Here is a 21877-nt window from a genome sequence, read left to right as displayed (position 1 = left end):
GTGGCGGTGCGTTTCCTTCTCGATGACGCGGTGATCGAGCTTGCCGAAGTCGATCCGACCGCGACCGTGCTCGATTACCTGCGCTACCAGTTGCGCCGCACCGGCACCAAGGAGGGCTGCGGCGAGGGGGACTGCGGCGCCTGCACGGTGCTGGTGGGGGAACTGGATTGCGCGTCCATTAGCTGGCGCGCGGTCAACGCCTGCATTCTGTTTCTGCCGATGCTGGACGGCAAGGTGCTGATGACGGTGGAAAGCCTGGCGCCCATCGGCGAACTTAACCCGCTGCAGGCATGCATGGCGGCCAACGGCAGCTCGCAGTGCGGGTTTTGCACCCCCGGCTTCGTCATGGCGCTGCATGGCCGCGCGATCGGGGCGAGCGGGTGCGACTTGCCGGTGGCGGACGGGATCGCCGGCAACCTGTGTCGCTGCACCGGCTATGGGCCGATTCTGGACGCGGCGGCATGCGTTACCACGGTGCCGCAGGACGATAGCGCACTGATCCCCGCGCTCCGAGACATTGCGCCGCAGACGATGACCTCCGGCGAATACCAGGGCCGCACGTGGTTCGCGCCGCGTGAGCCCGCGATGCTCGCCCAGCTTCTCGCCGAACATCCGGATGCGCGGATCGTCGCGGGCGCGACCGACGTCGGCCTGTGGGTGACCAAGGGCCTGCGCACGCTCGACACGCTGATTTTCATCGGCGATATTCCCGAACTGCGTGCGGTCGAAGAGACGCCTGCGGGCATCAACTTAGGCGCCGCCGTCACCTATGCCCGGGCGCACAAGGCGCTGGGGCGGCTGCATCCCGACCTTTACGAACTGACGCGCCGCTTTGCCGGGCTGCAAGTGCGCAATGCGGCGACGATCGGCGGCAACATAGCCAACGGCTCCCCGATCGGCGACGGGCCGCCGGCGCTGATCGCGCTCGGCGCCACGCTGACCCTGCGGGGGCCAGAGGGACGCCGGACGATGCCTCTGGAGGACTACTTCCTGGAGTATGGCAAGCAGGACCGCCGCGCCGGCGAGTTCGTGGAGAGTGTATTCGTGCCCCGCCCCAAGCCAGACTCGGTGATCCACATCGCCAAGCTCTCGCGCCGGTTCGACAGCGACATCTCGGCTGTGTGCGGTGCCTTCGCGCTCGACGTGCGCGGCGGCACGATCGTCACGGCGCGCGTGGCGTTCGGCGGCATGGCGGCAACCCCGCGCCGTGCGACGGCGTGCGAGGCAGCGCTGGCGGGTAAGCCGTTCAGCGCAGAGACGATCGAGGGGGCGGCGCGCGCGCTGCGGCAGGACTTCACCCCGCTCGACGATGTGCGCGGCAGCGCGGCCTATCGCCTGGAAGCCGCCGCCAACCTGCTGCGCCGGCTGTGTGCGCGTGAGCAGGGGCAGGCGATCTCGGTGCTGGAACTGCAGGCCGATGGCTGAGTGCGATCCCGCCTTGGTGCTGCCCAAGCCTTCGCACCCGCATGACAGCGCCCGCCTGCACGTGAGCGGCGCGGCCCGCTATGCCGATGATGTGGCCGAGCCTGCCGATCTGCTCCACCTCGCGTTCGGGCAGAGCGCACAGGCGTGCGGGCGGATCGTGGCGATGGATCTGTCCGACGTGTGGGCGGCAGACGGGGTGGTCGCGGTCTTCACCGCCGCCGACATCCCCGGCGAGAACAACGTCGGTCCAGTGGTGCATGACGATCGCCTGCTGGCCGATGGCGAAGTGATCAGCCACGGCCAGCCGCTGTTCCTCGTCGCGGCGACGAGCCAGCGGGCCGCGCGCAAGGCGGCGCGCTTGGGCAAAGTGACGTATGACATAGCCGAGCCGATCCTCACGATCGCCCGTGCGCGGGCCGCCGCGTCGTTGATCGAGCCCACCCAACGCATGGCGCGCGGCGATGCCGAAGCGGCGCTGGTACAAGCCCCGCACCGCCTTTCGGGCGGGTTCGCGATGGGCGGGCAGGATCACTTCTACCTCGAAGGCCAGGTAGCGCTCGCCACGCCGGGGGAGGATGGGCAGATCCATCTGCTCAGTTCCACCCAGCACCCCAGCGAAGTGCAGCACCTCGTCGCCGGCCTGCTGAACCTCAGTTCCGCCGACGTTACGGTCGAAGTGCGGCGTATGGGCGGCGCATTTGGCGGCAAGGAGACGCAGGCCGCGTTGTTCGCCGCCGCCGCTGCGCTGGTCGCCGCGAAAACCGGACGACCCGCAAAATTCCGCTGCGACCGCGATGATGACATGGTGCTTACCGGCAAGCGTCACCCTTTTCAAATCCGCTACGACGCGGGGTATGACGATGCGGGCAACCTTCTGGCGCTTGCGCTGCATCTGGCGTCCGATTGCGGCGCCAGCGTGGACTTGTCCCCCGCCATCAACGACCGGGCGATGTTCCATGCCGATAACTGCTACTTCATCCCGGACATCACGATCGTGTCCGAGCGGCTGAAGACCAACACCGTCTCGGCCACCGCCTTTCGCGGCTTTGGCGGACCGCAGGGGATGCTGGCGATCGAACGGGTGATGGATCACGTGGCGATGGCGCTGGGCCGCGACCCGCTCGACGTGCGCATGGCCAACCTCTATGGTCCGGGGCGTGACGTGACGCCTTACGACATGCAGGTGACGGACCATATCGCCCCGGCGCTGATCGCCCGCCTGCGCGCAACCTCACGTTACGATACGCGTGCCGCCGCGATCGATGCGTTCAACGCCGGCAGTCCGATCCTCAAGAAAGGCATCGCGCTGACCCCGGTCAAGTTCGGCATCAGTTTCACCACCACCCATCTCAATCAGGCAGGCGCACTGGTGCATGTCTATGCCGATGGCTCGATCCAGGTGAACCACGGCGGCACCGAGATGGGACAGGGGCTTTACGTCAAGGTGGCGCAAGTGGTGGCGGACGTGTTCGCGGTCCCTTTGGCCAGCATCCGCAACACCGCCACCCGCACTGATAAAGTGCCCAACACCTCTGCCACCGCCGCTTCATCAGGGGCGGATCTGAACGGCATGGCGGCCTATGAAGCGGCCATCGCGATTCGTGAACGGCTGACGGCGTTCCTGGCCCGCACTTACGGTTGCGCGCCGGAACAGGTGCTGTTCACCAGTGACGGCGTGCTGGTTGCAGGCGAGACAATCCCCTTTGCCCATGTCGCGCGCAAGGCGCATATCGGCCGCATCTCGCTTTCCTCGACCGGATATTACGCCACCCCTGGCATCGAATACGACCGCGCCGCGCACAAGGGGCGACCGTTCTATTATTTCGCGTATGGCGCGGCGGTGTCGGAAGTTGCGATCGATACCCTGACCGGCGAACACAAAGTACTGGCCGTAGACATTCTCCACGATGTCGGACGCTCGCTGAATCCTGCGATCGACTGCGGCCAGATCGAGGGTGGCTTCGTGCAGGGGCAGGGGTGGCTGACCACCGAGGAGCTGGTGTGGGACGATGCTGGCCGCCTGCTCACCCACAGCCCCGCTACGTACAAGATCCCCACCGCGTCAGACCGGCCCAGGCGCTTGCGGATAGACTTGTGGGACGGTGAGAATGCCGAGCCGACGATCAACCGCTCCAAGGCGGTGGGCGAGCCGCCGTTCATGCTGGCGATCTCGGTATTCAGCGCGCTGAACCGGGCCATCGCGGCGACCAAACCGGACAAGCGCGCCATGCCCCCGCTTGATGCGCCCGCAACGCCGGAAAAGATCCTGAATGCCATCGCCGGGCACCGATTATGACCCAATGGATCGGCTGGCTGCGGCGCCTGCCTGACAGGCCCACCGCGATGATCTCGCTGCTGGCGACCGAGGGCTCTGCGCCCCGCGGTGCCGGCACGCGGATGCTGGTGTGGGCGGACGGGCAGGAAGGCACCATCGGCGGCGGCCAACTGGAACTGCGCGCGATCGCGCAGGCGCGCGTCGTGCTGGATATGCCGCGCGGGACATGGCGGGTGCAGGATTATCCGCTTGGGCCGATGCTGGGCCAGTGCTGCGGCGGGCGGGTGCGGCTGATGGTGGAGCATCTCGACCCTGCCGCGCTGGACTGGCTGCATGATGCGGAGCCTGGCCGGATGCTGGAAACGCGGCTGGACGACGGCACCGTCACCCGCGCCGTCCACGTGCGCGAGACTTCCACCCGCCAGTCCGCACGCGGCGACAAGCCCACGCCGGGTGCGCGGCTGGTAGAGCCGGTGGGCGAGCGTCCGCGCCCGTTCTATCTGTTTGGCGCGGGCCACGTCGGGCAGGCCATCGCGCGGCACATGACCGGCCTGCCGTTTCAGCTGGCATGGTTCGACACCCGGCCCGAGCAGGCGGCGATCGATGGGGTGACGGTGGTGGACGAGCAAACGGTTGCCGATTGTCTCGCCGACGCGCCTGCAGACGCGGCAGTGGCGATCCTGACGCACGATCATCCGCTCGATTATCATCTGGTGCTGGCGGCGCTCTCGGGCAAGCCGCTGGCTTTCGTTGGCCTGATCGGCTCGCAGACCAAGATCGCGCGGTTCCGATCGCGCCTTGCGGCGGACGGGGTGAGCGAGGAAGCACTGGCCCGCCTCACCACGCCGATCGGCATGCCAGGCGTGCGCGGCAAGGAGCCGGACGTGATCGCGATCTCGGTGCTGGCGCAGCTACTGACGTTGCGGGGCGCGTAATGATCCACGCCATCCGCGCGGAACTTCTGTCCGTTCCCCACGACCCGCGCGATGCGCCCGGCGCGGTGCGGCACGAGGCGGACGGGCTGCTGGTCATCGAGGATGGCATCGTCATCGCGCGCGGGGCGTATGCCGATCTTGCCGGGCGATACGCCGCAATCCCCACCGAACGCCTTGCCGGACTGATCGTCCCCGGCTTCGTCGATGCGCACATCCATTACCCGCAGACCGATCGCATCGCCTCGCACGGCGCGCAACTGCTGGACTGGCTGGACCGGCATATCTTCCCCGCCGAAAAGGCGTTTGCCGACAAGGCCCATGCGGACAGCGTCGCCGCGTTCTTTCTCGACGAATTGCTGCGCAACGGCACCACCAGCGCGCTGGTTTTCCCGACCGTTCACGAACATTCGGTCGACGCCCTGTTCGAAGCAGCGCAAGTGCGCAACATGCGCGTGATCTCAGGCAAAGTGCTGATGGATCTTGGCCCGGATGGCTTGCGGGACACCCCCGCTTCGGGCCGGGCGCAAAGCGAGGGGCTGATCCGCCGCTGGCATGCGCGTGGCCGGCTGGGCTATGCGGTGACCCCGCGCTTCGCGCTGTCCTCCAGCGACGCGCAACTGGCGGATGCCGGCGCATTGGTCGCCCGGCACCCGGACGTGCTGATGCACACCCACCTTGCGGAGAACGTGCACGAATGCGCGGCGGTGGCTGCACGGTTTACAGATTCGGCCGATTATCTCGACGTTTACGACCGCTTCGGCCTCCTCACGTCGCGATCGGTGTTCGCGCACGGTATCCACCTCAGCGACCGCGCCTGGCACCGCCTGCACGAAAGCGGCGCGGGGATCGCGGTGTGTCCTAGCTCCAACCTGTTTCTGGGTTCGGGCTTCTTCGATTTTGCCCGCAATGACGCGCACAAGGTCCGGCTGGGCCTTGGCACCGACGTTGGCGCGGGCACCTCGTTCTCGATGCTGCACACAGCGGGCCTCGCGTATCAGGCGGCCTTGGCGGGGGGGCAGGCGCTGGACCCGTTCCGCGCGCTGTATCTGGCCACGGCGGGAAGCGCCGCGCTGCTCCATATCAGCGACCGGGTGGGCGCGCTGGAGCCGGGGCAGGAGGCGGATTTCGTGGTGCTCGATCCGGCCGCCACGCCGCTGCTGGCGCGCCGCACGCACGATGCGGACCTTGCCACCCGGCTCTTCGCACTCCAGATCCTGGGCGATGACCGCGCGATCGCGGCCACCTACATCATGGGCCAGCGCGCCTGGCGCAGACCCTGCCAAGGACAATCATGACCGACCTTAACGCCTTCATCACCGGCCTGCCAAAGGCAGAGCTGCACCTGCACATCGAAGGCAGCCTGGAGCCCGAACTTATGTTCGCGCTGGCGGAGCGCAACGGCATCGCCATCCCCTATGCGTCAGTGGAGGAGGTGCGCGCCGCCTACGCCTTTTCCAACCTGCAGGACTTTCTGGACATCTATTACGCCGGCGCGGCTGTGCTGCAGACGCGCGCGGACTTTCACGATCTGGCCGCCGCGTATTTCGCACGTGCGGCGGCGGATGGCGTCACCCATGCCGAGATCATGTTCGATCCGCAGACGCACACTGCGCGCGGCATCGCGTTTGGCGACGTGATCGAGGGCCTGATGTCCGCGCAGGCTGAGGCCCACCAACGCTACGGTATGACGACGCAGCTGATCCTGTGCTTCCTGCGTCATCTGAGCGAGGACGAGGCTTTCGACACCCTCGCCCAAGCCGAGCCGTGGCTGGACCGGATCACTGCCGTGGGGCTAGATTCTTCCGAAGTGGGCCATCCGCCCGCCAAGTTCGCACGCGTATTCGTCGCCGCCCGCGCCAAAGGCCTGAAGCTAACGCTGCATGCGGGCGAGGAGGGGCCGCCCGCGTACGTTTACGAGGCGCTGGACGTGATCGAGGCCGACCGGATCGACCACGGTAACCGGTCGCTGGAGGACGCCGTGCTGGTGGAGCGGCTGCGCGATGCACAGATGACGCTGACGGTATGTCCCTTGTCCAATCTCAAGCTGTGCGTGGTGGACGATCTGGCCGAACACCCGATCGACCGCATGCTGGCGGCGGGCCTGAAGGCGACGATCAACTCCGACGATCCGGCCTACTTCGGCGGCTACGTCGGCGAAAACTATCGCGCGGTGGCTGCGGCGCGCGGGCTAAGCCGGGACGATCTGGCGACATTGGCGCGCAACAGCTTTACCGGCGCATTCCTGCCGCCAGACGAGATCGCGCGTCATCTAGAGACGCTGGATGCGTATCTGGCGGCGCATCCGTCATGACCGGCTGACGGCTTTAAACGTCCTTGTCGCCCAGCCAGTGCTCGGTTTCTGGCGGAACGAACCCGGCGATGCGATCAAGCAGGGCCTCGGGGTCGCTTTCCACCAGAAGCATGGCGCGGTGCCGGGGCTGCAGGAAGCCCTGTTCCACCACATGGTCGATGAAATCGCGCAGGCCGGAATAAAAGCCGCCGACATCCAGCAGCCCGACCGGCTTGGCGTGATAGCCTAGCTGCGACCAGCACCACGCCTCGAACATTTCCTCGAACGTGCCGATGCCGCCGGGCAGGGTGACGAACCCGTCCGCCAGATTGGCCATCATCGCCTTGCGTTCGTGCATGGTCTGCACCACGTGCAATTCGGAGATGCCCTGGTGGTCGTGCTCACGCGCGCGCAAGGCTTCGGGGATCACGCCGATCACTTCGCCGCCGGCTGCACACACCGCATCGGCGATGACGCCCATCAGGCCTACCATGCCGCCGCCATAGACCAGGCCGATGCCGCGCTTCGCCAGCAAGGTGCCGAACTGCTCTGCAGCGTCGCGATAGATAGGCCGGGTTCCCGCCGACGAGCCGAGATAGACGCAGATCCGCATCAGGACAGCCGTTCCGGCACGGACAGCGCCTCTTCCACCAGCGCCGCCTTCGAGCTGACAGCTTCCCAAGGGAACACGAACCACCGCTTGTCTACTGCGCGATCGATGCTGTCGGTCCAGTAGTCTACCTGCGCGCGGCTGCCGGTGTTGGTGATCAGGACCGCGAAACGCAGGTTTTCCGCCGCGCAGCCGTTGCCCACGAGGAGGTCGCGGATATAGCCGATGGTGCTGCCGCTATCGTTGATGTCGTCAACGAACAGCAGCCGCGATCCATCCGCGCTCATCGCCGCGATCTTGGCGAGCAGTTCGTCCGCAAAGCCCGGCACGCGGCTGGAATGGTCGATCGACAGCATCGGCAGGTCCAGCTGGTGCGAAATGTACACCGCCGGCACCAGGCCCCCGCGCCCCACGCCGATCACGAACTCCGGCAACCAGTCGCCATCACGCACTTTGCCGGCGAGCAGGCGCACCTTGGCGAGGAATTCCTCGTAATATTCCAGATAATACAGATCGGGGGGGGCAGCGTCGCTCATCGATACTCCTGGGCGGCAGATGGCCGGCTTTCTGCGGGGCCTGCCTATGGCGTAACCCAGCCGCGCGCGGTGGGCAACCAGCCTTGGACGTCAGATAGTTTCCTCCGCCTTCGCCGGCGGGGTATAGCTCAACTGCGAAAAGCCGTTCTCGATCTCGGTCAGAACGATCCCGGCGGCGTGGGACGGCATGCGCGCGGCAGCGGTGCACAGCGCCAGCGTCATCGGTCGCAGCAGCGTGTCGGAGATGCGCGTGAACGAGAGCACGCCTTGCTCCACCTCGGTCATCACGTCGAGCGAGGTGAGGATGCCGATGCCCACGCGCTGCAGAACCAGCGAGGTTATCATCTGGATATTGTCGGACGTCGCGGCCCGCTCGATCTGCAGGCCCGTGGCGCCTTCCAGCACAGCGATCTGCTGCGATACCGCCAGCGGTTCGGCTGGCACGATCAGGCCCGCGCCCATGCAAGACGAGAAGCGCGCCTCGCTGGTGCCGGCGAGCGGATGATCGGGTGGGGTCACAAAGCCCAGCACGACATTCACGAATGCGCGCACGCTCAGTTCGCGATAAGAATGCGGTTCGAACAGGATGCCGAAGTCCACCGATCCGTCCGCCACCGCCTTGCGCACGGCTTCGTTCTCCAGCACTTTTACGCCGATGGTGATGCCGGGATAGCGGCTTTTGATCGCATGGATGGCCGCCGGGATCACGCCTTTGGCCAGCGCATCGATGATCGCCATGTCCACATGGCCGCGCTTGAGACCACGCAGGGCTTCTATCTGGCCGCGCACGTCAGCCATGTTCTTCTGCCAGCGCCCGCCGGCAGCCATCATGATTTCGCCTGCTGCGGTGAGCCGAAGGCCCGATGGCAGCCGCTCGAACAACGGCGCGCCGATCTCCGCCTCGACGTTGAGAATCTGGCGCGCGATCGCCGAGGCCGAGACGTTGAGTTCGTCGGCAGCGCGGCGGATCGAGCCCAATCGGCCCACCGTCATGAAGTAGCGCAGGAAGCGTGAGAATGCCGGCATGAACCCCGCTCTAATTTTTGCAACGCAGCGAAGGATTCATTGCGTTTGCGAGCGCTAAGTCAAGCGCATACCACTTCTGATTAACGATGACGCGCGCGTGCTGGCCACGCGCGCTCTCCAGACGGACGGGGCACCGGGCGCATCTGGAGACGATCAAGGTCACGCAATGCGGCACTTCCAGGGTGCGATCGGGAGAGGGCGAACAGGGTACGGGGACCGAAAGCGGCAGCGACGCCGGCTTTCGGCTCATCAGGGGGGTTAACAATGACGGCCAAGCTCGATTCCGTTTATCGGAACTTTTACCGTGTCCCACACGCGGCTCCACGGAAATCTTTGGCGGCACTCACGGCGACAATGCTGTGCTGCACCGCGTTCACGGCGCCGGCGTATGCGCAGGACAGCGCAAGCGCCGATCCGGCGAACGAGATCATCGTCACCGGCTCGCTCGATGCCTTGCCGATCAAGGACGTGGGCACCGTCTTCGGTTTCGACAAAACGGTGACCGAGACGCCGCGCTCGGTATCGACGGTCAGCCAGAAGCAGATCGAGCGTTTCGGCGTTACCTCGATCTACGATCTGATCGCGCAGGCGCCGGGCACCTTCACCAACTCGTTCTTCGGGGTCGGCGGTTCCCTCGATATTCGCGGCACACCGGGCGAGACGTATTTTCGCGGGATGCGTCGCCTCGACAATCCGGGCAACTATCCCACCCCGATCGGCGCGGCTGACCGGATCGATATCGTGCGCGGGCCAGCCTCGCCGATCATGGGTCCGGCCAAGACTGGCGGCTACATCAACTTCATTCCGAAGTCAGCGCGCGTTGCCGGCGGCGGTTATATGAGCGAGCCGAAGGCTGAATTCACGTACACGCGGGGCAGCTGGAACAACAACGTGCTGTCTGCCAGCGTCGTCGGACCGGGCAAGATCGGCAATCATCCGTTCGGCTACAGCCTTTACGGCGAACTGACCGATTCCGACAGCTACTACGATAATATCACGACCCGCCAGACGCTCATCCAGGCCTCGTTCGATACCGACATAACCTCCAATCTGCGGGTTGAATTTGGCGGTATGTACCAGAACTACAAGGGCGCGCAGAACGGTGGCTGGAACCGCGTGACGCAAGACCTGATCGACAATGGAAACTATATCACCGGACAGGCCAAGCCGCTGGATACCGATGGAGACGGCAAGATCTCCACCGGCGAAGCGCGTGCGGCAAATGGGGGCAAGGGGCTTGGCACCTTCGGCGGAGCGCTTTGCACGACACCTGCGTTCAGCAACCCCTTTGCGTCGGGCCTGAACAACGCGTGCCTGCAGACCCTTTATCCCGATTCAGGTCTGACGAATGTGGGCGCCGCCAAGCTCAGCCGCCGGCAGACGCTGACCGGTCCCGATGATTTCCTCAACACGATCGCCAAGACCATCTACGCCGATCTAATCTGGGATGGTGGTGACGATCTGGAGATCAAGAACCAGTTCTTCTACGATGGCTACAAGAACAGCAACGAGAACGCCTACGGCTTCTCGCAGTTCGCCAACTCCTACGTGATCGAAGACAAGGTCGTTCTGTCCAAGAAGTTCACCAGCACGGCGGGCACGTTCCAGATCCAGGCCGCGCCTTCGATCCGCTACACCAAGTTCAAGCACGCCGACGACTTCGGGTATGAATACTTCGGCCGTGTGGATCTGACGGAAGGCTACACGCCGCTGTCCACCCGGCTGCTCTCGACGCAGACAGACAGCGATTACTCCAGCTACTTCCAGGGCCACTATACCGACGCGGCGATGAGCCTGCTGGCCGATCTCGATTTCGCCTTCGGTTTCGATGTGACGGTGGGCGGACGTTATGATCGCATGAGCGTTACCTCCACAGCGGTTTTGCCCAAGATTGATGCCACCCAGTTCAGCGTCAACATTCCGCTGGCAGCGGTGAATACCGCCAACCGGCCAAACGGCAACAATACGCAAAAAGACACCAAGGGCGTATGGTCGTGGACCGCAAGCGCCAACTACAAGCTACCCTTCGGGCTTATTCCCTACGCCACGATCGCCAAGCAATCGGTGATCATTACCGGGCAGGGGGCGGAAGTAGACCCGTCAAACGTCTATAGCGACAGCTGGATCACCTCGTCCAAGCTGTACGAAGGCGGTATCAAGGGCAGCTGGCTGGACAATACGCTGTATGCCGCGCTGTCGGTCTACAAGCAGACGCGCACCGATTACTCGATCCAGTCGCTGACGGTGAACCAGGCGATCCGCACCACGGGCCTCGAAGCGGAGGCGCGCTGGTCGGTCAACCGCCAGTTGCTGCTGACCGCCGCCTATACCCACACCAAGGTTCTGAACCTGGCATTCGCCAACAGCGGGGGCGCCTTCTTCTATTACTACGGCGCCGATCTGCTCGCCAACAACGGCGTCGACCCGGCACTCCTGCTCGGTGCTGCCCCTAGCGGCCTGGTTGCGCTTACCGGCAAGGACCTTGCGGAACGCCCCGGTATTCCGCGCAACCTGTATTCGGGCACGGCATCGTACGCGTTCGACAACGGCATCGCGTTGACGGCCAGCGCCTATCACGTGCCCAAGACCTGGGCGGATTACCCCCATACGCTGCGCCTGCCGGCGTACACCATCGTCGATTTGGGCGTTTCGTACGAGACGCCGCACTGGCTGTTTCAGGTCAACGTCAAGAACGCCCTGAACGAGCGCTACTTCCGCGCCAATTTCGTCGAACTTTATGCCTCGCAGAACATCAAGCCGGAACTGCCGCGCAGCTGGCAGGCGGCGGTGAAGTACAAGTTCTGATGCGCCCGCCCTTGCTGCTGCGCCTTGCTGGGCACGGCGGCGAGGGCAGGTTTTCGTGATCGACGAAAGGGTATCCATGCGCTTCCCGTTTTGGGCGAGCCTGCTTGCAGGCGCCGCCGTGCTTTTCGCCGGATCGGCGCCGGCCACGGCGGCCCCGCAACCGGTTGCCGCCGCGCAATGTCTGCCGACCGGGCCTTGCGCCCATCCCATCGTCGTCAAAGTCGTGATCGTGTCGCTCTTCGAGATCGGCAAGGACGAAGGCGACCAGGCCGGCGAGTTCCAGTTGTGGAAGGCGCGGCGCGGGCTGACCCAGCGGATCGCCTTCCCGCAATCGTATCATGACCTGTATTACAACCCACAGACCCAAGTGCTGGGCATGGTAACGGGCATCGGCACCTCGCGCTCGACAGCGGCGACTATGGCGCTGGGTCTCGATCCGCGCTTCGATCTCAGGCATGCCTACTGGCTTGTCGCCGGGATTGCCGGGATCGATCCGCAGGACGCCTCGATAGGATCAGTCGCCTGGGCGCGCTATGTCGTCGATGGTGATTTGGCGCACGAGATCGACGCGCGTGAAATCCCCAAGGACTGGAAATCCGGCTACTTTCCGCGCGGGTCCAAAGGGCCGAATGACACCACCACCGTGCTCGATCCCGATGGCGAGGTATTCCAGATAAATCCGGCGCTGGTGAACTGGGCCTACCGCCTGACCAAGGACATGCCGCTACCGGATTCGCCGGCGATAAAGGCGGAGCGGCTGCGCTTTACGGGCCATCCCAACGCCCGCAAGCCGCCGTTCGTGCTGGAAGGCGATCAGCTTTCGGCCATGACGTTCTGGCACGGCACGCTGTTGACTGACTGGGCCAACACCTGGGTAAAACGCTGGACCGGCGGCAAGGGCGAGTTCGTCACTTCCGCGATGGAAGACACCGGCGTGCTTCAGGCGATGACGTATCTCGACAAGGCGGGGCGTGCAGACAAGCATCGCGTGCTGGTGCTGCGGGCCGGCAGCAATTACACAATGCCGCCGCCCGGTGTCGATGCCGCGAGCTATCTGCTGCGCGAGAACGAAGGCTACGCCGGCCTCGAAGCCGCAGTGGAGAACGTCTACCGCGTGGGCTCGAAAGTGGTGGATGCGTGGCTTGCCGATTGGGCCACGTTCGAGAAAAGCCCGCCGCGCTGAAAGGGGGGCGCGGCGTAGGGCGCCAATCCAGGCGGCCTGGGTTGCACATGCCGGCTGGTGATGCGATAGGCCGCCTGGGTGTTCACGTTTCCCTTGTGGTGTGTGGGCAGGTGTTAACGCTGGTCGGGCCGCCAGCGAAAACCGCCGATGCCAGGAATACACCGTATGCTGACCCTTCACGCCCGCCCTAGCGCGATCCGCAAATTCCTTGAAGGCCAAGCGTCTGCCGGCATCGTGTTGATGGCGGTGGCCGTAGCGGCGCTGGTGATCGCCAACTCGCCGCTTGGCCCCGGCTACGAAGCGATACTGCACGCGAAGCTGGGGCCGCTCTCTTTCGGGCACTGGATCAACGATGGGCTGATGGCCGTGTTCTTCCTGTTCGTGGGGCTGGAGATCAAGCGCGAGATGCTGGATGGGCAACTGTCCACCTGGTCGCGGCGGATCCTGCCGGGGATCGCGGCGCTAGGCGGGATGATCGTGCCCGCGCTGATCTTCCTGGCTTTCAATCGCGGCGCCACGGCGTCCGGGTGGGCGATCCCGGCGGCAACGGACATTGCCTTTGCGCTGGGCGTCATCGCGCTGCTGGGCAAGCGCGTACCGGCATCCTTGCGGATATTCCTCGCCGCCCTTGCCATCATCGACGATCTGGGCGCGGTGATCATCATCGCTGCGTTTTACACGACCAGCATTTCGGCCCTGTATCTGTGCGGCGCGATGGTGGCCGTGGCGGTGCTGGTGGCCTTCAACCGACTGGGCGTACAACGTCTGCTCCCGTATCTTCTGGTGGGCGCAGTGCTCTGGGTGCTGGTTTTGCAGTCGGGCATTCATGCAACGCTTGCCGGGGTGATACTGGCACTCACCATTCCGATGGACCTTACGCCAAGCCGGTCAGACGCTGAATGCGACAGCCCCTTGCACCGGCTTGAGCATGCTCTGGAAAAGCCGGTGGGCTTTCTGGTCGTTCCGCTGTTCGGGCTGGCGAACGCCGGGGTCATGGTGGTGGGGCTGCCGGCTGCCGCCCTGATTGCGCCGGTCACATTGGGCGCGGCTGCCGGGCTGATGGTGGGCAAAGTGCTGGGCGTATTCGGGTTTTCGATGCTGGCCGTAAAGTTTGATCTTGCCGACATGCCCGCCCACGCTACCCGCGCGCAGATGCTGGGGGTGGCGCTGCTGTGCGGCATTGGCTTTACGATGAGCATCTTCATTACGCTGCTGGCCTATGCCGGCGACCCCTTGCTGCAGACCGAGGCCAAACTGGGGGTGCTGACCGGATCGCTGCTGTCCGGCCTGGCGGGCTATGCATTGCTGCGCTGGGCAGGCGGCACGGCGAAGGGCGAGGTCAGTATCGCTGCGGCGTGAAACGTCAGCGCGCCGCGATGCCCCCCCGTTCAAACGGCAGGAAAGACGAGCGCGCGTGATCGATGAACCGCTGCTCGTCCGCATAAGCATCGCCGGCGATTTCGGGTGAGTTGAGGCGTTTCAGCATCGCCGGCAGATCGACGAAGTAAGCCTCCGCGACGCCGTCGAACGGTGCATGGGGCAGCGCAGACGCCGTCACGCGGTCAGTGGATGGCAGGGCCGCCGGGTGGACCTGGCAGTATCCGTTGTGCGGGTTGTCGCGTCCGAACCGGGCATGCTCGTGCAGCCAATAGTGCTGGAACTGCGCCGGACCAAGGTGCGCCCTGCGGATCAGTGGACAGAAAAGCGCCACCTCGCCGCGCCCCGGGACGATGCAGTATTCGGTACCGGCGAACACGGCGCTGCGCTGAGAATCGATCGGCGCGGGCCAGGTCATGCCGGCGAATGCGTCGTGGACGGCGGGCGTACCGGTGAACTCCAGAACGAAGTCGTAAGCATCCAGCCGCGACTGACCTTGCGGGCTGGCGCCCAAGGTATCCGGGGGCAGGGCTACCCAAAATTCCGCCATGACCTCCGGCGATCGTGTTGCAACGATTGCGTGGAGAAGCGTGGCTTGAACCGACGCGCGATCAGCCGGCGCACACGCCAGGAACGCCAGGATCTTGGTAGAAGTTGCTATTGCCGGACTGAAGGGCGCGGTGGGCATCTAACGTCGCCATCCTTCGTGCGCTTCAACCAGTCCCATGTCTACGCACCCACGCCTTGTTACGGGCGGAGGATAAGCTGCACGTTGGCACGGCACACTGATCCTTTTGAACAGTGCTCGTACAGGGCCGGGCTATGCACCCGGCCCCACGATATCAGCGGCAGCGCACGTCGCTGTTGTTCTGGTCTACCGACTTGCCGAGCAGGGCGCCCAGCGCACCGCCGATAAGCGTGCCGGCCGCACGGTGACGACCGCCGTCGATCACGTTGCCGGCAAGCGCGCCGCCCACGCCGCCGATGATCAGGCCGGTGGTGCCATCGCTGCGCTTGCAGTAATAGCGACCGTCGGAGCCGCGATAGACCTGATCGTCCGGCCCAAGGCGGCGCTCGGCATAGCGCGGGTCATCGCGGTAGTAGCGCGAGGCATCGTAATCGGTGACGTAGGGATCGCGCTGGTCCGCGCCGCCGTAATATGCGCCGCTGCGACGGGCCCAGCTGATATTGCGGCTGGTATCGTCCAGACGCTGCTCCAGCATCACCGCATCGCGCCGGATACCATCGAGTTCGCGCTGGGCACGGTCAGCCTCGCGCCGATCCATCGTGCCATCGGCCACGCCGCGGTTGATGCGCTGCTGCAGCCAGTCCACCCGTTCGCGGATGCCGGCAGGCGCACCGCGCCAGAATGCATCGCGGTTCCAGGTGTCCCCGGCGCGCCAACCTGGACCGGCGGGCTGTGCCACGCTGGGTATCGCGGTGCCAAGCGTGGCACAGGCGACGGCGAGCAGAACGGGCCGCACTATTCCAAACGAACGTTTCGCCATTTTTCAGTACTCCTGCTTCCATAACGTAAATTAGTGTTTCTCTGCTGCGTTAAATTACGGCGGTGGCTGGTTGTTCCAACCGTTCGGCGAACGGGCAGGGCGCTCTGGCCGGCATGTGCCGGCAGGGGGCGCTCTGCGGGCTGTGCAAAGGAGGATTGAGGCTAGGCGAAGCAGGCTTTATGAGCCGATTGCGCCGCTGCACGCAGCCGCGCGGCCCAAGACGACTGGTCATCGCGCATCGGTATAAGATCCTGCCGCACCTCAATTTCGGCATAGGGCAGGCCCCTTGGAAATGCGTGCAAGGGCACCGTGTAATCGGTCTCGTCCATCGCGTAGGGGACATTGTCGCCCACCGTAATTGAGGGGTCTGTGGCAAGCGCATCGCGCAGCGCCAGCGCGAAGGCGTTTTGCCCGGCCCAATGCAGGATGCCCACATGCCACGGCCGAGGAATGCCGGCCATTACCGGCGTAAAGCTGTGCAGGGACAGCAGGATCGTTGGCCGACCCGCCGCCTGCCTCGCGTCGAGAACGTCCGCCAGCGCGGCGTGGTACGGGCGGTGGATGGCGGCGATCCTTGCCTGTCGTGCAGCCGTTTCGAGCCCGTGATTGCCGGGAATCGCGGTGCCGTCCGATATCGCCGGGACGGCGTCTGCGTGGCCGGGGTTGCGGTTGCAGTCCACCACCAGCCGAGAATAGGCTTGGTGCACAAACGGCGCATCGAGCGCGGCAGACAAGGCCTGCCCAAGCCCCAGCACGCCGATGTCCAGAGCGATATGCCGCTCCCGATCGACAGCGCCAAGGCCAAGATCGCCAAGCGTTTTCGGGATGGCCCAGCCCGCATGGTCGCCGATCAGCAGGAACGGGGAAGTCCCTTCTGCGTTTAACACTCCAACTGGTATCGGATCGTCCGGCCCTAGCACCATATTCGCCGTAAGCCCGGCCATCAGGACCATCCTCCATGCCGCTGCTGACGATCCGACATGCGACGCACTATACCTACAAACGACCGGTGACGCTGGGTGAACATCGTATCATGATGCGGCCGCGCGAGGCGTTTGACCAGCGCTTGCTGTCGGCCCGGCTCGATATAGATCCGCCGCCCACCGAACTACGCTGGCTGCATGACGTGTTCGGCAATTCGGTTGCCATCGCCGCGTTCACGGGACGGACCGCCAATTTGACCGTCACCAGCGAGGCCACCTTGGAACACGCCCCGCTGGCGCAGACGCAAGTGGACGTAGAGGCTTATGCGCGGCTGTTCCCCTTCACCTATTCGGCGGAGGACATGCCAGATCTGTTGCGCTCTATCGAACGCCAGCATCTGGATCCGGAGCGCGTGGTCGACAATTGGGCGCGCAGCTTCGTCACCAATGACGGCAATACCGAAACGATCGCGCTGGTCACCGACATCGCCACCAGCATCAAGCGCGACTTTACCTATGTGCCGCGCCACGAAAAGGGCACGCAGACCCCGATCGAAACCCTGCAAAAGCGGCAGGGCACGTGCCGTGATTTTGCGGTGCTGATGATCGAGGCAGTGCGCGCGCTGGGCTTCGCAGCGCGGTTCGTGTCGGGCTATGTCTACAACCCGTCGCGCACCGAAGGCGTGGTGGGCGGCGGCAACACCCATGCATGGGTGCGCATCTTCCTGCCCGGTTCCGGCTGGGTGGAGTTCGATCCCACCAACGGCATCATCGGCAATCGCGGCCTGATCCGCGTGGCGGTGGCGCGCGATCCGTATCAGGCGCTGCCGCTGTCGGGCACGTGGTTCGGCCTGCCCACCAGTTTTCTGGACATGGACGTGACGGTCGATGTCCACCGCGCCGACCCTGACCAGTTTCCCTCGAACGCGCATGGCGCCGTCAACAGCCGCCGTATTGGCCCATTAGGAGAATGACCCCATGCTGATCCGCTGCGGATATGACATCCGTTTCCAGACCGAGACGAAGACCGCGATGATGGCGATGCTAAGCCTGCATCCCTCGCGCCATCAGGACCTTCGCACCCCGCAGCGCCTGCTGGCGGACCCGGACATTCCGCTGTACCAATATGAGGACGCCTTCGGCAACGTGGCGACGCGCCTCAGCATTCCGCCGGGCGGCGTAACGCTCTCGTGCGAATTCGTGATCGAGGACAACGGCCTGCCTGACATGCGCGCGCCGGACGGTCCGCAGATGGCGGTCGAGGACTTACCCGATTTCGTGATGCCGTTCCTGCTGGGCAGCCGCTACTGCGAAACCGACCGTCTCATGGGCGTGGCATGGAGCAACTTTGGGCATTACACCAGCGCGCGAGACCGGGTGGAGGCGATCGTCGATTTCGCGCATAACCATATCGAGTTCGGCTATCATTATGCCCGTCCCGACAAGACGGCCTGGAACGCCTATCAGGAACGCCAGGGGGTATGCCGTGATTTCGCGCATCTGGCGGTCACCTTGTGCCGGTGCATGAACATCCCTGCGCGCTATTGCACCGGGTATCTGGGGGATATCGGGGTGCCGGTATCGGATGCGCCGATGGATTTCAGCGCTTGGTTCGACGCGTATATCGACGGCAACTGGTACACCCATGATGCACGTCACAACAAGCCGCGCATCGGGCGCATCCTGATGGCGCGGGGTCGCGATGCCACCGACGTGGCGCTGACCACCGCGTTTGGCCCCGCCATTCTCGAACGCTTCGACGTGTATACCGACGAGGTCGCTTCCCTTGAATGACGGCGCGGCAAACCCGCTGCTGCGCGCCTGGGATGGGCCGCTGGGCGCACCGGATTTTGCCAGCGTGCGGGCGCAGGACTTTCTACCCGCGCTCGAAACCGCCACCGCGTGGCACCGCGCCGAGATCGCGGCGATAGCGGGGCAGGGGGATGCGCCGACGTTCGACAACACGATTGCGGCGCTGGAACGCGCCGGTGAGCCACTTGCGCGCGTACGGCGGCTGTTCTGGATGCTCTCGTCCGCGCATGGGACGCCGGACATCCGCGCGATCGAAGGCGCGGTGTCTACGCTGCTTAGCGCGCATGGCATCGCGATCAGCCATGACGCGGCACTGGCCGCGCGGGTGGCCGAGGTATACGAAGCGCGGCGCACCACCGGCCTCACGCCGGAGCAGGTGCGGCTGGTCGAGGGCAGCCACAAGAGCTTCCTGCGCGGCGGATCGGCGTTGTCGGCGTCGGACAAGGAACGCTTTGCCGCGATCGGTATGGAATTGTCCGCGCTGTCCGTGCAGTTCGGCCACAATGTGCTGTCCGCATCGACCGCTTGGGTGCTGGATCTGGCGGCGGACGATCTGGACGGATTGCCTGCCGCCATGCGGGACAGCGCCGCCGCCGTGGCCGCCGCCGCCGGGTGGGAGGGCCGGTTTCACATCACCTTGAACCGCACGGACTACGAAAACTTTCTCAGTTTTTCAACGCGCCGTGACCTGCGCGAAACGCTTTGGCGCGGCTTCAACGCCCGCTGCGACGGCGGGGCGCACGACAACTGGGCGGTCGTTGCGCACATTCTGGCCTTGCGTGACGAGCGTGCCGTGCTGCTGGGCTATGCCGACCATTGCGACTACGCATTGGAAGACAGCATGGCCGGCACGCCGGACGCCGCGCTGGAGCTGCTGCGCCGGTTGTGGGTGCCGGGCAAGCGCAGCGCCGAAGCCGAAGCAGCACAGTTGCAGGCGCTGATCGATGCGGACGGTGGCGGCTTCACCCTGGCGCCGTGGGACTGGCGCTTTTATGCGGAGCGCGTGCGCCGTTCGGACTATGCGCTGGATGGCGCAGCCGTGGCGGCCCACTTGCGGCTGGACCGGGTGCGCCAGGCTGCGTTCGACACCGCAGGGCGGCTGTACGGCCTGGCTTTCGTGCCTCGCCCCGACATCGGCGGCTATCACTCTGACGCGGAGACGTGGGAGGTGCGCGATGGCACCGGCGGGGCGGTCGGGCTGTTGCTCACCGATTATCTCGCCCGGCCCGAAAAGCACGGCGGCGCGTGGATGGGCAGCCTGCGCGTGCAGGAGAGTATGGACGGGCCGGTGCTGCCGATCGTCTACCTCGTTGCTAACTTCGCGCCCGCGCCGCCGCCCGATCGCGGTGCCACGCAGCTTTCGATCAACGAAGCGCGCACGCTGTTCCATGAGTTCGGCCATGCCCTGCACGGGTTGCTCTCACGCGTTACCTATCCCAGCCAGTCGGGCACGGCAGTGGCACGCGATTTCGTCGAGTTTCCCAGCAAGCTGATGGAAAACTGGATCGTGAGCGGTGAAGTGCTCTCTGCCCTTGGCATGCCGGACGCATTGATTGCAGCGATTCGCAATGCCGAAGGATACGGGCAGGGGTTTGCCACGGTGGAGCTGATCAGTTGTGCGCTGGTCGATTTGGCGGTGCACGGGTCCGCGGCGGCGCGCGCCGATCCGCGCGGTTTCGTGGCGGCGGAGCTGGACCGGATCGGCATGCCGCCGCAGATCGGCCTGCGCCACCGGTTCCCGTGCTTCACCCACGTGTTCGATGGCGGCTACGCCAGCGCGTATTACAGCTACGCCTGGTCCGAGGCGCTCGATGCGGATGTGTTCGAGGCGTTTACGGCAAGCGGCGATATCTTCGATCCCGTGCTGGCCGACCGTTTCCGGACCGAGATCCTGAGCGTTGGGGATACGCGCGATCCGATGGACTCGTTCGTGGCCCTGATGGGCCGCGCGCCCGATCCCGCCGCGCTGATGCGATCACGGCATCTGGCGGACGTGTGACCGGGCCACAAGCGCAGGAGACTTTCGTGACGTACGACATCGATACCCTGGTCCTCGTGCCTGACGATATCGACCTGTCGCGCTCGCCGCTGGCGGGCCAACTGGGCGTGGAGACCTACGTGCTGGGCGCGTTCAACCCCGGCCTGACGAGGCTTCCCAATGGCAACCTGCTGCTGATGGTGCGGATCGCCGAGGCGTTGCGCCAGCCGGTGTTCGACGGGCATGTCCACGCGATCCGCTGGGACGAGGCGGACGGCGGACGCTATGCGCTGGACGCCTGGCCGCTGGAACATGCCGACACCACCGACCCCCGCAAGTTCATGCTGAGCGGGGGCGGCTGGAAGGTCATGGCGCTGACCTCGCTGTCGTGGCTGCTGCCGGTCGAACTGACGCCGGACGGACTGGCAATTGTTGCCATTCATTACGACAAGGCGATTGCGCCTGCCAGCAGCCTGCAATGCTACGGGATCGAGGATGCACGCATCAGCAAAGTGGGCCAGCGCTGGCTGATGACCACGTGCTCGGTCAGCCCAGAGCGGCATTCCACCACGCTCTATACGTCCGACAACGGGCTGGACTGGACGTTCGCGGACATCGTGCTGGACCACCAGAACAAGGACATGCTGATCTTCGAAGGGCTGATCGGTGGCCACTATTGGGCACAAACCCGTCCGCTGGGTGATCTGTATTTCGCCTACCCCCCCGGCAGCGAATGGCGCGCGGGCCCCTCCATCAACCTGGCGCACTCGCCCGACGCGCTATTCTGGAAGCCGAGCGCGAAGCCGGGCATCCGTCCGCATGCCGCCACCCTTGCCACCGCGCGCATGGGCGGCGGCAGCCCGCCGGTATTGACCCAAGGCATTGCGGAAGGCGGGTGGCTGACCTTGTGGCACGGGGTGGAGCCCAAGGAAGTGGTGGGCATCTATCGCACGTACTGGTCGATTCTGGATGCCGACGATCCCAGCGTGGTCATTCGAACGCAGCATCATCCGCTGCTGGAGCCCAACCCCGAACTGACCCGCCCGCTCGAACACCAGATGTATATCCGCGACGTGGTGTTCACCACCGGCATCGTCGATGCCGGCGATCATTACATCGTGGCATCGGGCGAGGCGGACTTGGCGTGCCGTATTACCCACGTGCCCAAAACCGCGTTTGCGCCCGGCTAAGTCG

18 protein-coding genes are annotated in these 21877 nt (G+C 65.1%); 12 read left to right on the top strand and 6 right to left on the bottom strand.

Going from position 1 to position 21877, the window contains the following annotated elements:
• From xdhA to ASE49_RS09235, 5 genes are read left to right on the top strand one after another with little or no spacing between them, the layout of a single operon-like run.
• Positions 1-1425 carry a xanthine dehydrogenase small subunit gene (gene xdhA / locus ASE49_RS09255; RefSeq protein WP_056770852.1) on the top strand — a complete coding sequence of 475 codons (1425 nt, stop codon included), beginning with the start codon at positions 1-3 and terminating at the stop codon, positions 1423-1425.
• Positions 1418-3721, top strand: coding sequence for a xanthine dehydrogenase molybdopterin binding subunit (gene xdhB / locus ASE49_RS09250; RefSeq protein ID WP_056770849.1), 2304 nt, complete (start codon positions 1418-1420; stop codon positions 3719-3721). Before xdhA ends, xdhB begins: the two co-directional genes overlap by 8 nt.
• Positions 3718-4635 (top strand): xanthine dehydrogenase accessory protein XdhC, encoded by a 918-nt coding sequence (xdhC, locus tag ASE49_RS09245; protein ID WP_056770847.1) that lies wholly within the window; start codon positions 3718-3720, stop codon positions 4633-4635. Before xdhB ends, xdhC begins: the two co-directional genes overlap by 4 nt.
• A complete protein-coding gene (guaD, locus tag ASE49_RS09240; protein ID WP_056770845.1) occupies positions 4635-5930 on the top strand; it encodes a guanine deaminase in 1296 nt (431 codons plus the stop codon). Before xdhC ends, guaD begins: the two co-directional genes overlap by 1 nt.
• A complete protein-coding gene (locus tag ASE49_RS09235; protein WP_056770842.1) occupies positions 5927-6946 on the top strand; it encodes an adenosine deaminase in 1020 nt (339 codons plus the stop codon). The genes guaD and ASE49_RS09235 overlap by 4 nt, the downstream gene beginning before the upstream one ends.
• A gap of 13 nt (positions 6947-6959) precedes the next feature.
• Here the strand turns inward: ASE49_RS09235 and ASE49_RS09230 are convergent, their stop codons facing one another.
• The 3 genes from ASE49_RS09230 to ASE49_RS09220 all read right to left on the bottom strand — a co-directional run bounded on the left by ASE49_RS09230 (position 6960) and on the right by ASE49_RS09220 (position 9097).
• The gene (locus ASE49_RS09230) at positions 6960-7538 is read right to left on the bottom strand and encodes a TIGR00730 family Rossman fold protein (protein ID WP_056770840.1); all 579 of its coding nucleotides are present in this window, start codon (positions 7536-7538) and stop codon (positions 6960-6962) included.
• Entirely contained in the window at positions 7538-8071 is a 534-nt protein-coding gene (locus ASE49_RS09225) for a phosphoribosyltransferase (RefSeq protein ID WP_056770838.1), read from the bottom strand. The genes ASE49_RS09230 and ASE49_RS09225 overlap by 1 nt, the downstream gene beginning before the upstream one ends.
• A gap of 90 nt (positions 8072-8161) precedes the next feature.
• A complete protein-coding gene (locus tag ASE49_RS09220) occupies positions 8162-9097 on the bottom strand; it encodes a LysR family transcriptional regulator (RefSeq protein WP_056770834.1) in 936 nt (311 codons plus the stop codon).
• A 333-nt stretch (positions 9098-9430) separates the two neighbouring features.
• Here ASE49_RS09220 and ASE49_RS09215 point away from each other — a divergent pair, with 333 nt between their 5' ends.
• The 3 genes from ASE49_RS09215 to nhaA all read left to right on the top strand — a co-directional run bounded on the left by ASE49_RS09215 (position 9431) and on the right by nhaA (position 14444).
• Entirely contained in the window at positions 9431-11902 is a 2472-nt protein-coding gene (locus ASE49_RS09215; RefSeq protein WP_235522904.1) for a TonB-dependent siderophore receptor, read from the top strand.
• A gap of 76 nt (positions 11903-11978) precedes the next feature.
• The gene (locus ASE49_RS09210; RefSeq protein WP_056770825.1) at positions 11979-13085 is read left to right on the top strand and encodes a purine nucleoside permease; all 1107 of its coding nucleotides are present in this window, start codon (positions 11979-11981) and stop codon (positions 13083-13085) included.
• Positions 13086-13250: 165 nt separating this feature from the next.
• A complete protein-coding gene (gene nhaA, locus ASE49_RS09205; protein WP_056770822.1) occupies positions 13251-14444 on the top strand; it encodes a Na+/H+ antiporter NhaA in 1194 nt (397 codons plus the stop codon).
• Positions 14445-14448: 4 nt separating this feature from the next.
• Here the strand turns inward: nhaA and ASE49_RS09200 are convergent, their stop codons facing one another.
• From ASE49_RS09200 to ASE49_RS09190, 3 genes are all read right to left on the bottom strand, one after another.
• Complete coding sequence (locus ASE49_RS09200; protein ID WP_082456373.1) at positions 14449-15150, bottom strand: EthD domain-containing protein; 702 nt, start codon at positions 15148-15150, stop codon at positions 14449-14451.
• Positions 15151-15304: 154 nt separating this feature from the next.
• Entirely contained in the window at positions 15305-15970 is a 666-nt protein-coding gene (locus ASE49_RS09195; RefSeq protein ID WP_235522903.1) for a glycine zipper 2TM domain-containing protein, read from the bottom strand.
• A 161-nt stretch (positions 15971-16131) separates the two neighbouring features.
• Positions 16132-16914 (bottom strand): N-formylglutamate amidohydrolase, encoded by a 783-nt coding sequence (locus ASE49_RS09190; RefSeq protein ID WP_056771071.1) that lies wholly within the window; start codon positions 16912-16914, stop codon positions 16132-16134.
• 14 nt (positions 16915-16928) lie between these two features.
• Between ASE49_RS09190 and ASE49_RS09185 the strand changes: the two genes are divergently transcribed.
• From ASE49_RS09185 to ASE49_RS09170, 4 genes are read left to right on the top strand one after another with little or no spacing between them, the layout of a single operon-like run.
• A complete protein-coding gene (locus ASE49_RS09185) occupies positions 16929-17867 on the top strand; it encodes a transglutaminase family protein (RefSeq protein ID WP_056770812.1) in 939 nt (312 codons plus the stop codon).
• A gap of 4 nt (positions 17868-17871) precedes the next feature.
• Positions 17872-18687 (top strand): transglutaminase-like domain-containing protein, encoded by an 816-nt coding sequence (locus tag ASE49_RS09180; RefSeq protein WP_056770809.1) that lies wholly within the window; start codon positions 17872-17874, stop codon positions 18685-18687.
• The gene (locus ASE49_RS09175) at positions 18680-20704 is read left to right on the top strand and encodes a M3 family metallopeptidase (RefSeq protein WP_056770806.1); all 2025 of its coding nucleotides are present in this window, start codon (positions 18680-18682) and stop codon (positions 20702-20704) included. The genes ASE49_RS09180 and ASE49_RS09175 overlap by 8 nt, the downstream gene beginning before the upstream one ends.
• 26 nt (positions 20705-20730) lie before the next feature.
• Positions 20731-21873, top strand: a complete 1143-nt coding sequence (locus tag ASE49_RS09170) for a glycosidase (protein ID WP_056771067.1) — start codon at positions 20731-20733, stop codon at positions 21871-21873.
• Positions 21874-21877: the final 4 nt, after the last annotated feature.

It is taken from the genome of Novosphingobium sp. Leaf2 (assembly GCF_001421325.1).
Classification (GTDB): domain Bacteria; phylum Pseudomonadota; class Alphaproteobacteria; order Sphingomonadales; family Sphingomonadaceae; genus Novosphingobium.
The sequence above is the reverse complement of the archived record's forward strand: the minus strand, read 5'-3'. Positions and strand labels throughout refer to the sequence as shown.

Bases quoted from the DNA above. Each gene is read 5' to 3' on its own strand.
- ASE49_RS09225 (WP_056770838.1), bottom strand. From the start codon at position 8,071: ATGAGCGACGCTGCCCCCCCCGATCTGTATTATCTGGAATATTACGAG.
- ASE49_RS09195 (WP_235522903.1), bottom strand. From the start codon at position 15,970: ATGGCGAAACGTTCGTTTGGAATAGTGCGGCCCGTTCTGCTCGCCGTC.
- ASE49_RS09210 (WP_056770825.1), top strand. From the start codon at position 11,979: ATGCGCTTCCCGTTTTGGGCGAGCCTGCTTGCAGGCGCCGCCGTGCTT.
- ASE49_RS09180 (WP_056770809.1), top strand. From the start codon at position 17,872: ATGCTGATCCGCTGCGGATATGACATCCGTTTCCAGACCGAGACGAAG.
- xdhC (WP_056770847.1), top strand. From the start codon at position 3,718: ATGACCCAATGGATCGGCTGGCTGCGGCGCCTGCCTGACAGGCCCACC.
- guaD (WP_056770845.1), top strand. From the start codon at position 4,635: ATGATCCACGCCATCCGCGCGGAACTTCTGTCCGTTCCCCACGACCCG.
- ASE49_RS09190 (WP_056771071.1), bottom strand. From the start codon at position 16,914: ATGGCCGGGCTTACGGCGAATATGGTGCTAGGGCCGGACGATCCGATA.
- ASE49_RS09235 (WP_056770842.1), top strand. From the start codon at position 5,927: ATGACCGACCTTAACGCCTTCATCACCGGCCTGCCAAAGGCAGAGCTG.
- xdhB (WP_056770849.1), top strand. From the start codon at position 1,418: ATGGCTGAGTGCGATCCCGCCTTGGTGCTGCCCAAGCCTTCGCACCCG.
- nhaA (WP_056770822.1), top strand. From the start codon at position 13,251: ATGCTGACCCTTCACGCCCGCCCTAGCGCGATCCGCAAATTCCTTGAA.
- ASE49_RS09185 (WP_056770812.1), top strand. From the start codon at position 16,929: ATGCCGCTGCTGACGATCCGACATGCGACGCACTATACCTACAAACGA.
- ASE49_RS09200 (WP_082456373.1), bottom strand. From the start codon at position 15,150: ATGCCCACCGCGCCCTTCAGTCCGGCAATAGCAACTTCTACCAAGATC.
- ASE49_RS09230 (WP_056770840.1), bottom strand. From the start codon at position 7,538: ATGCGGATCTGCGTCTATCTCGGCTCGTCGGCGGGAACCCGGCCTATC.
- ASE49_RS09220 (WP_056770834.1), bottom strand. From the start codon at position 9,097: ATGCCGGCATTCTCACGCTTCCTGCGCTACTTCATGACGGTGGGCCGA.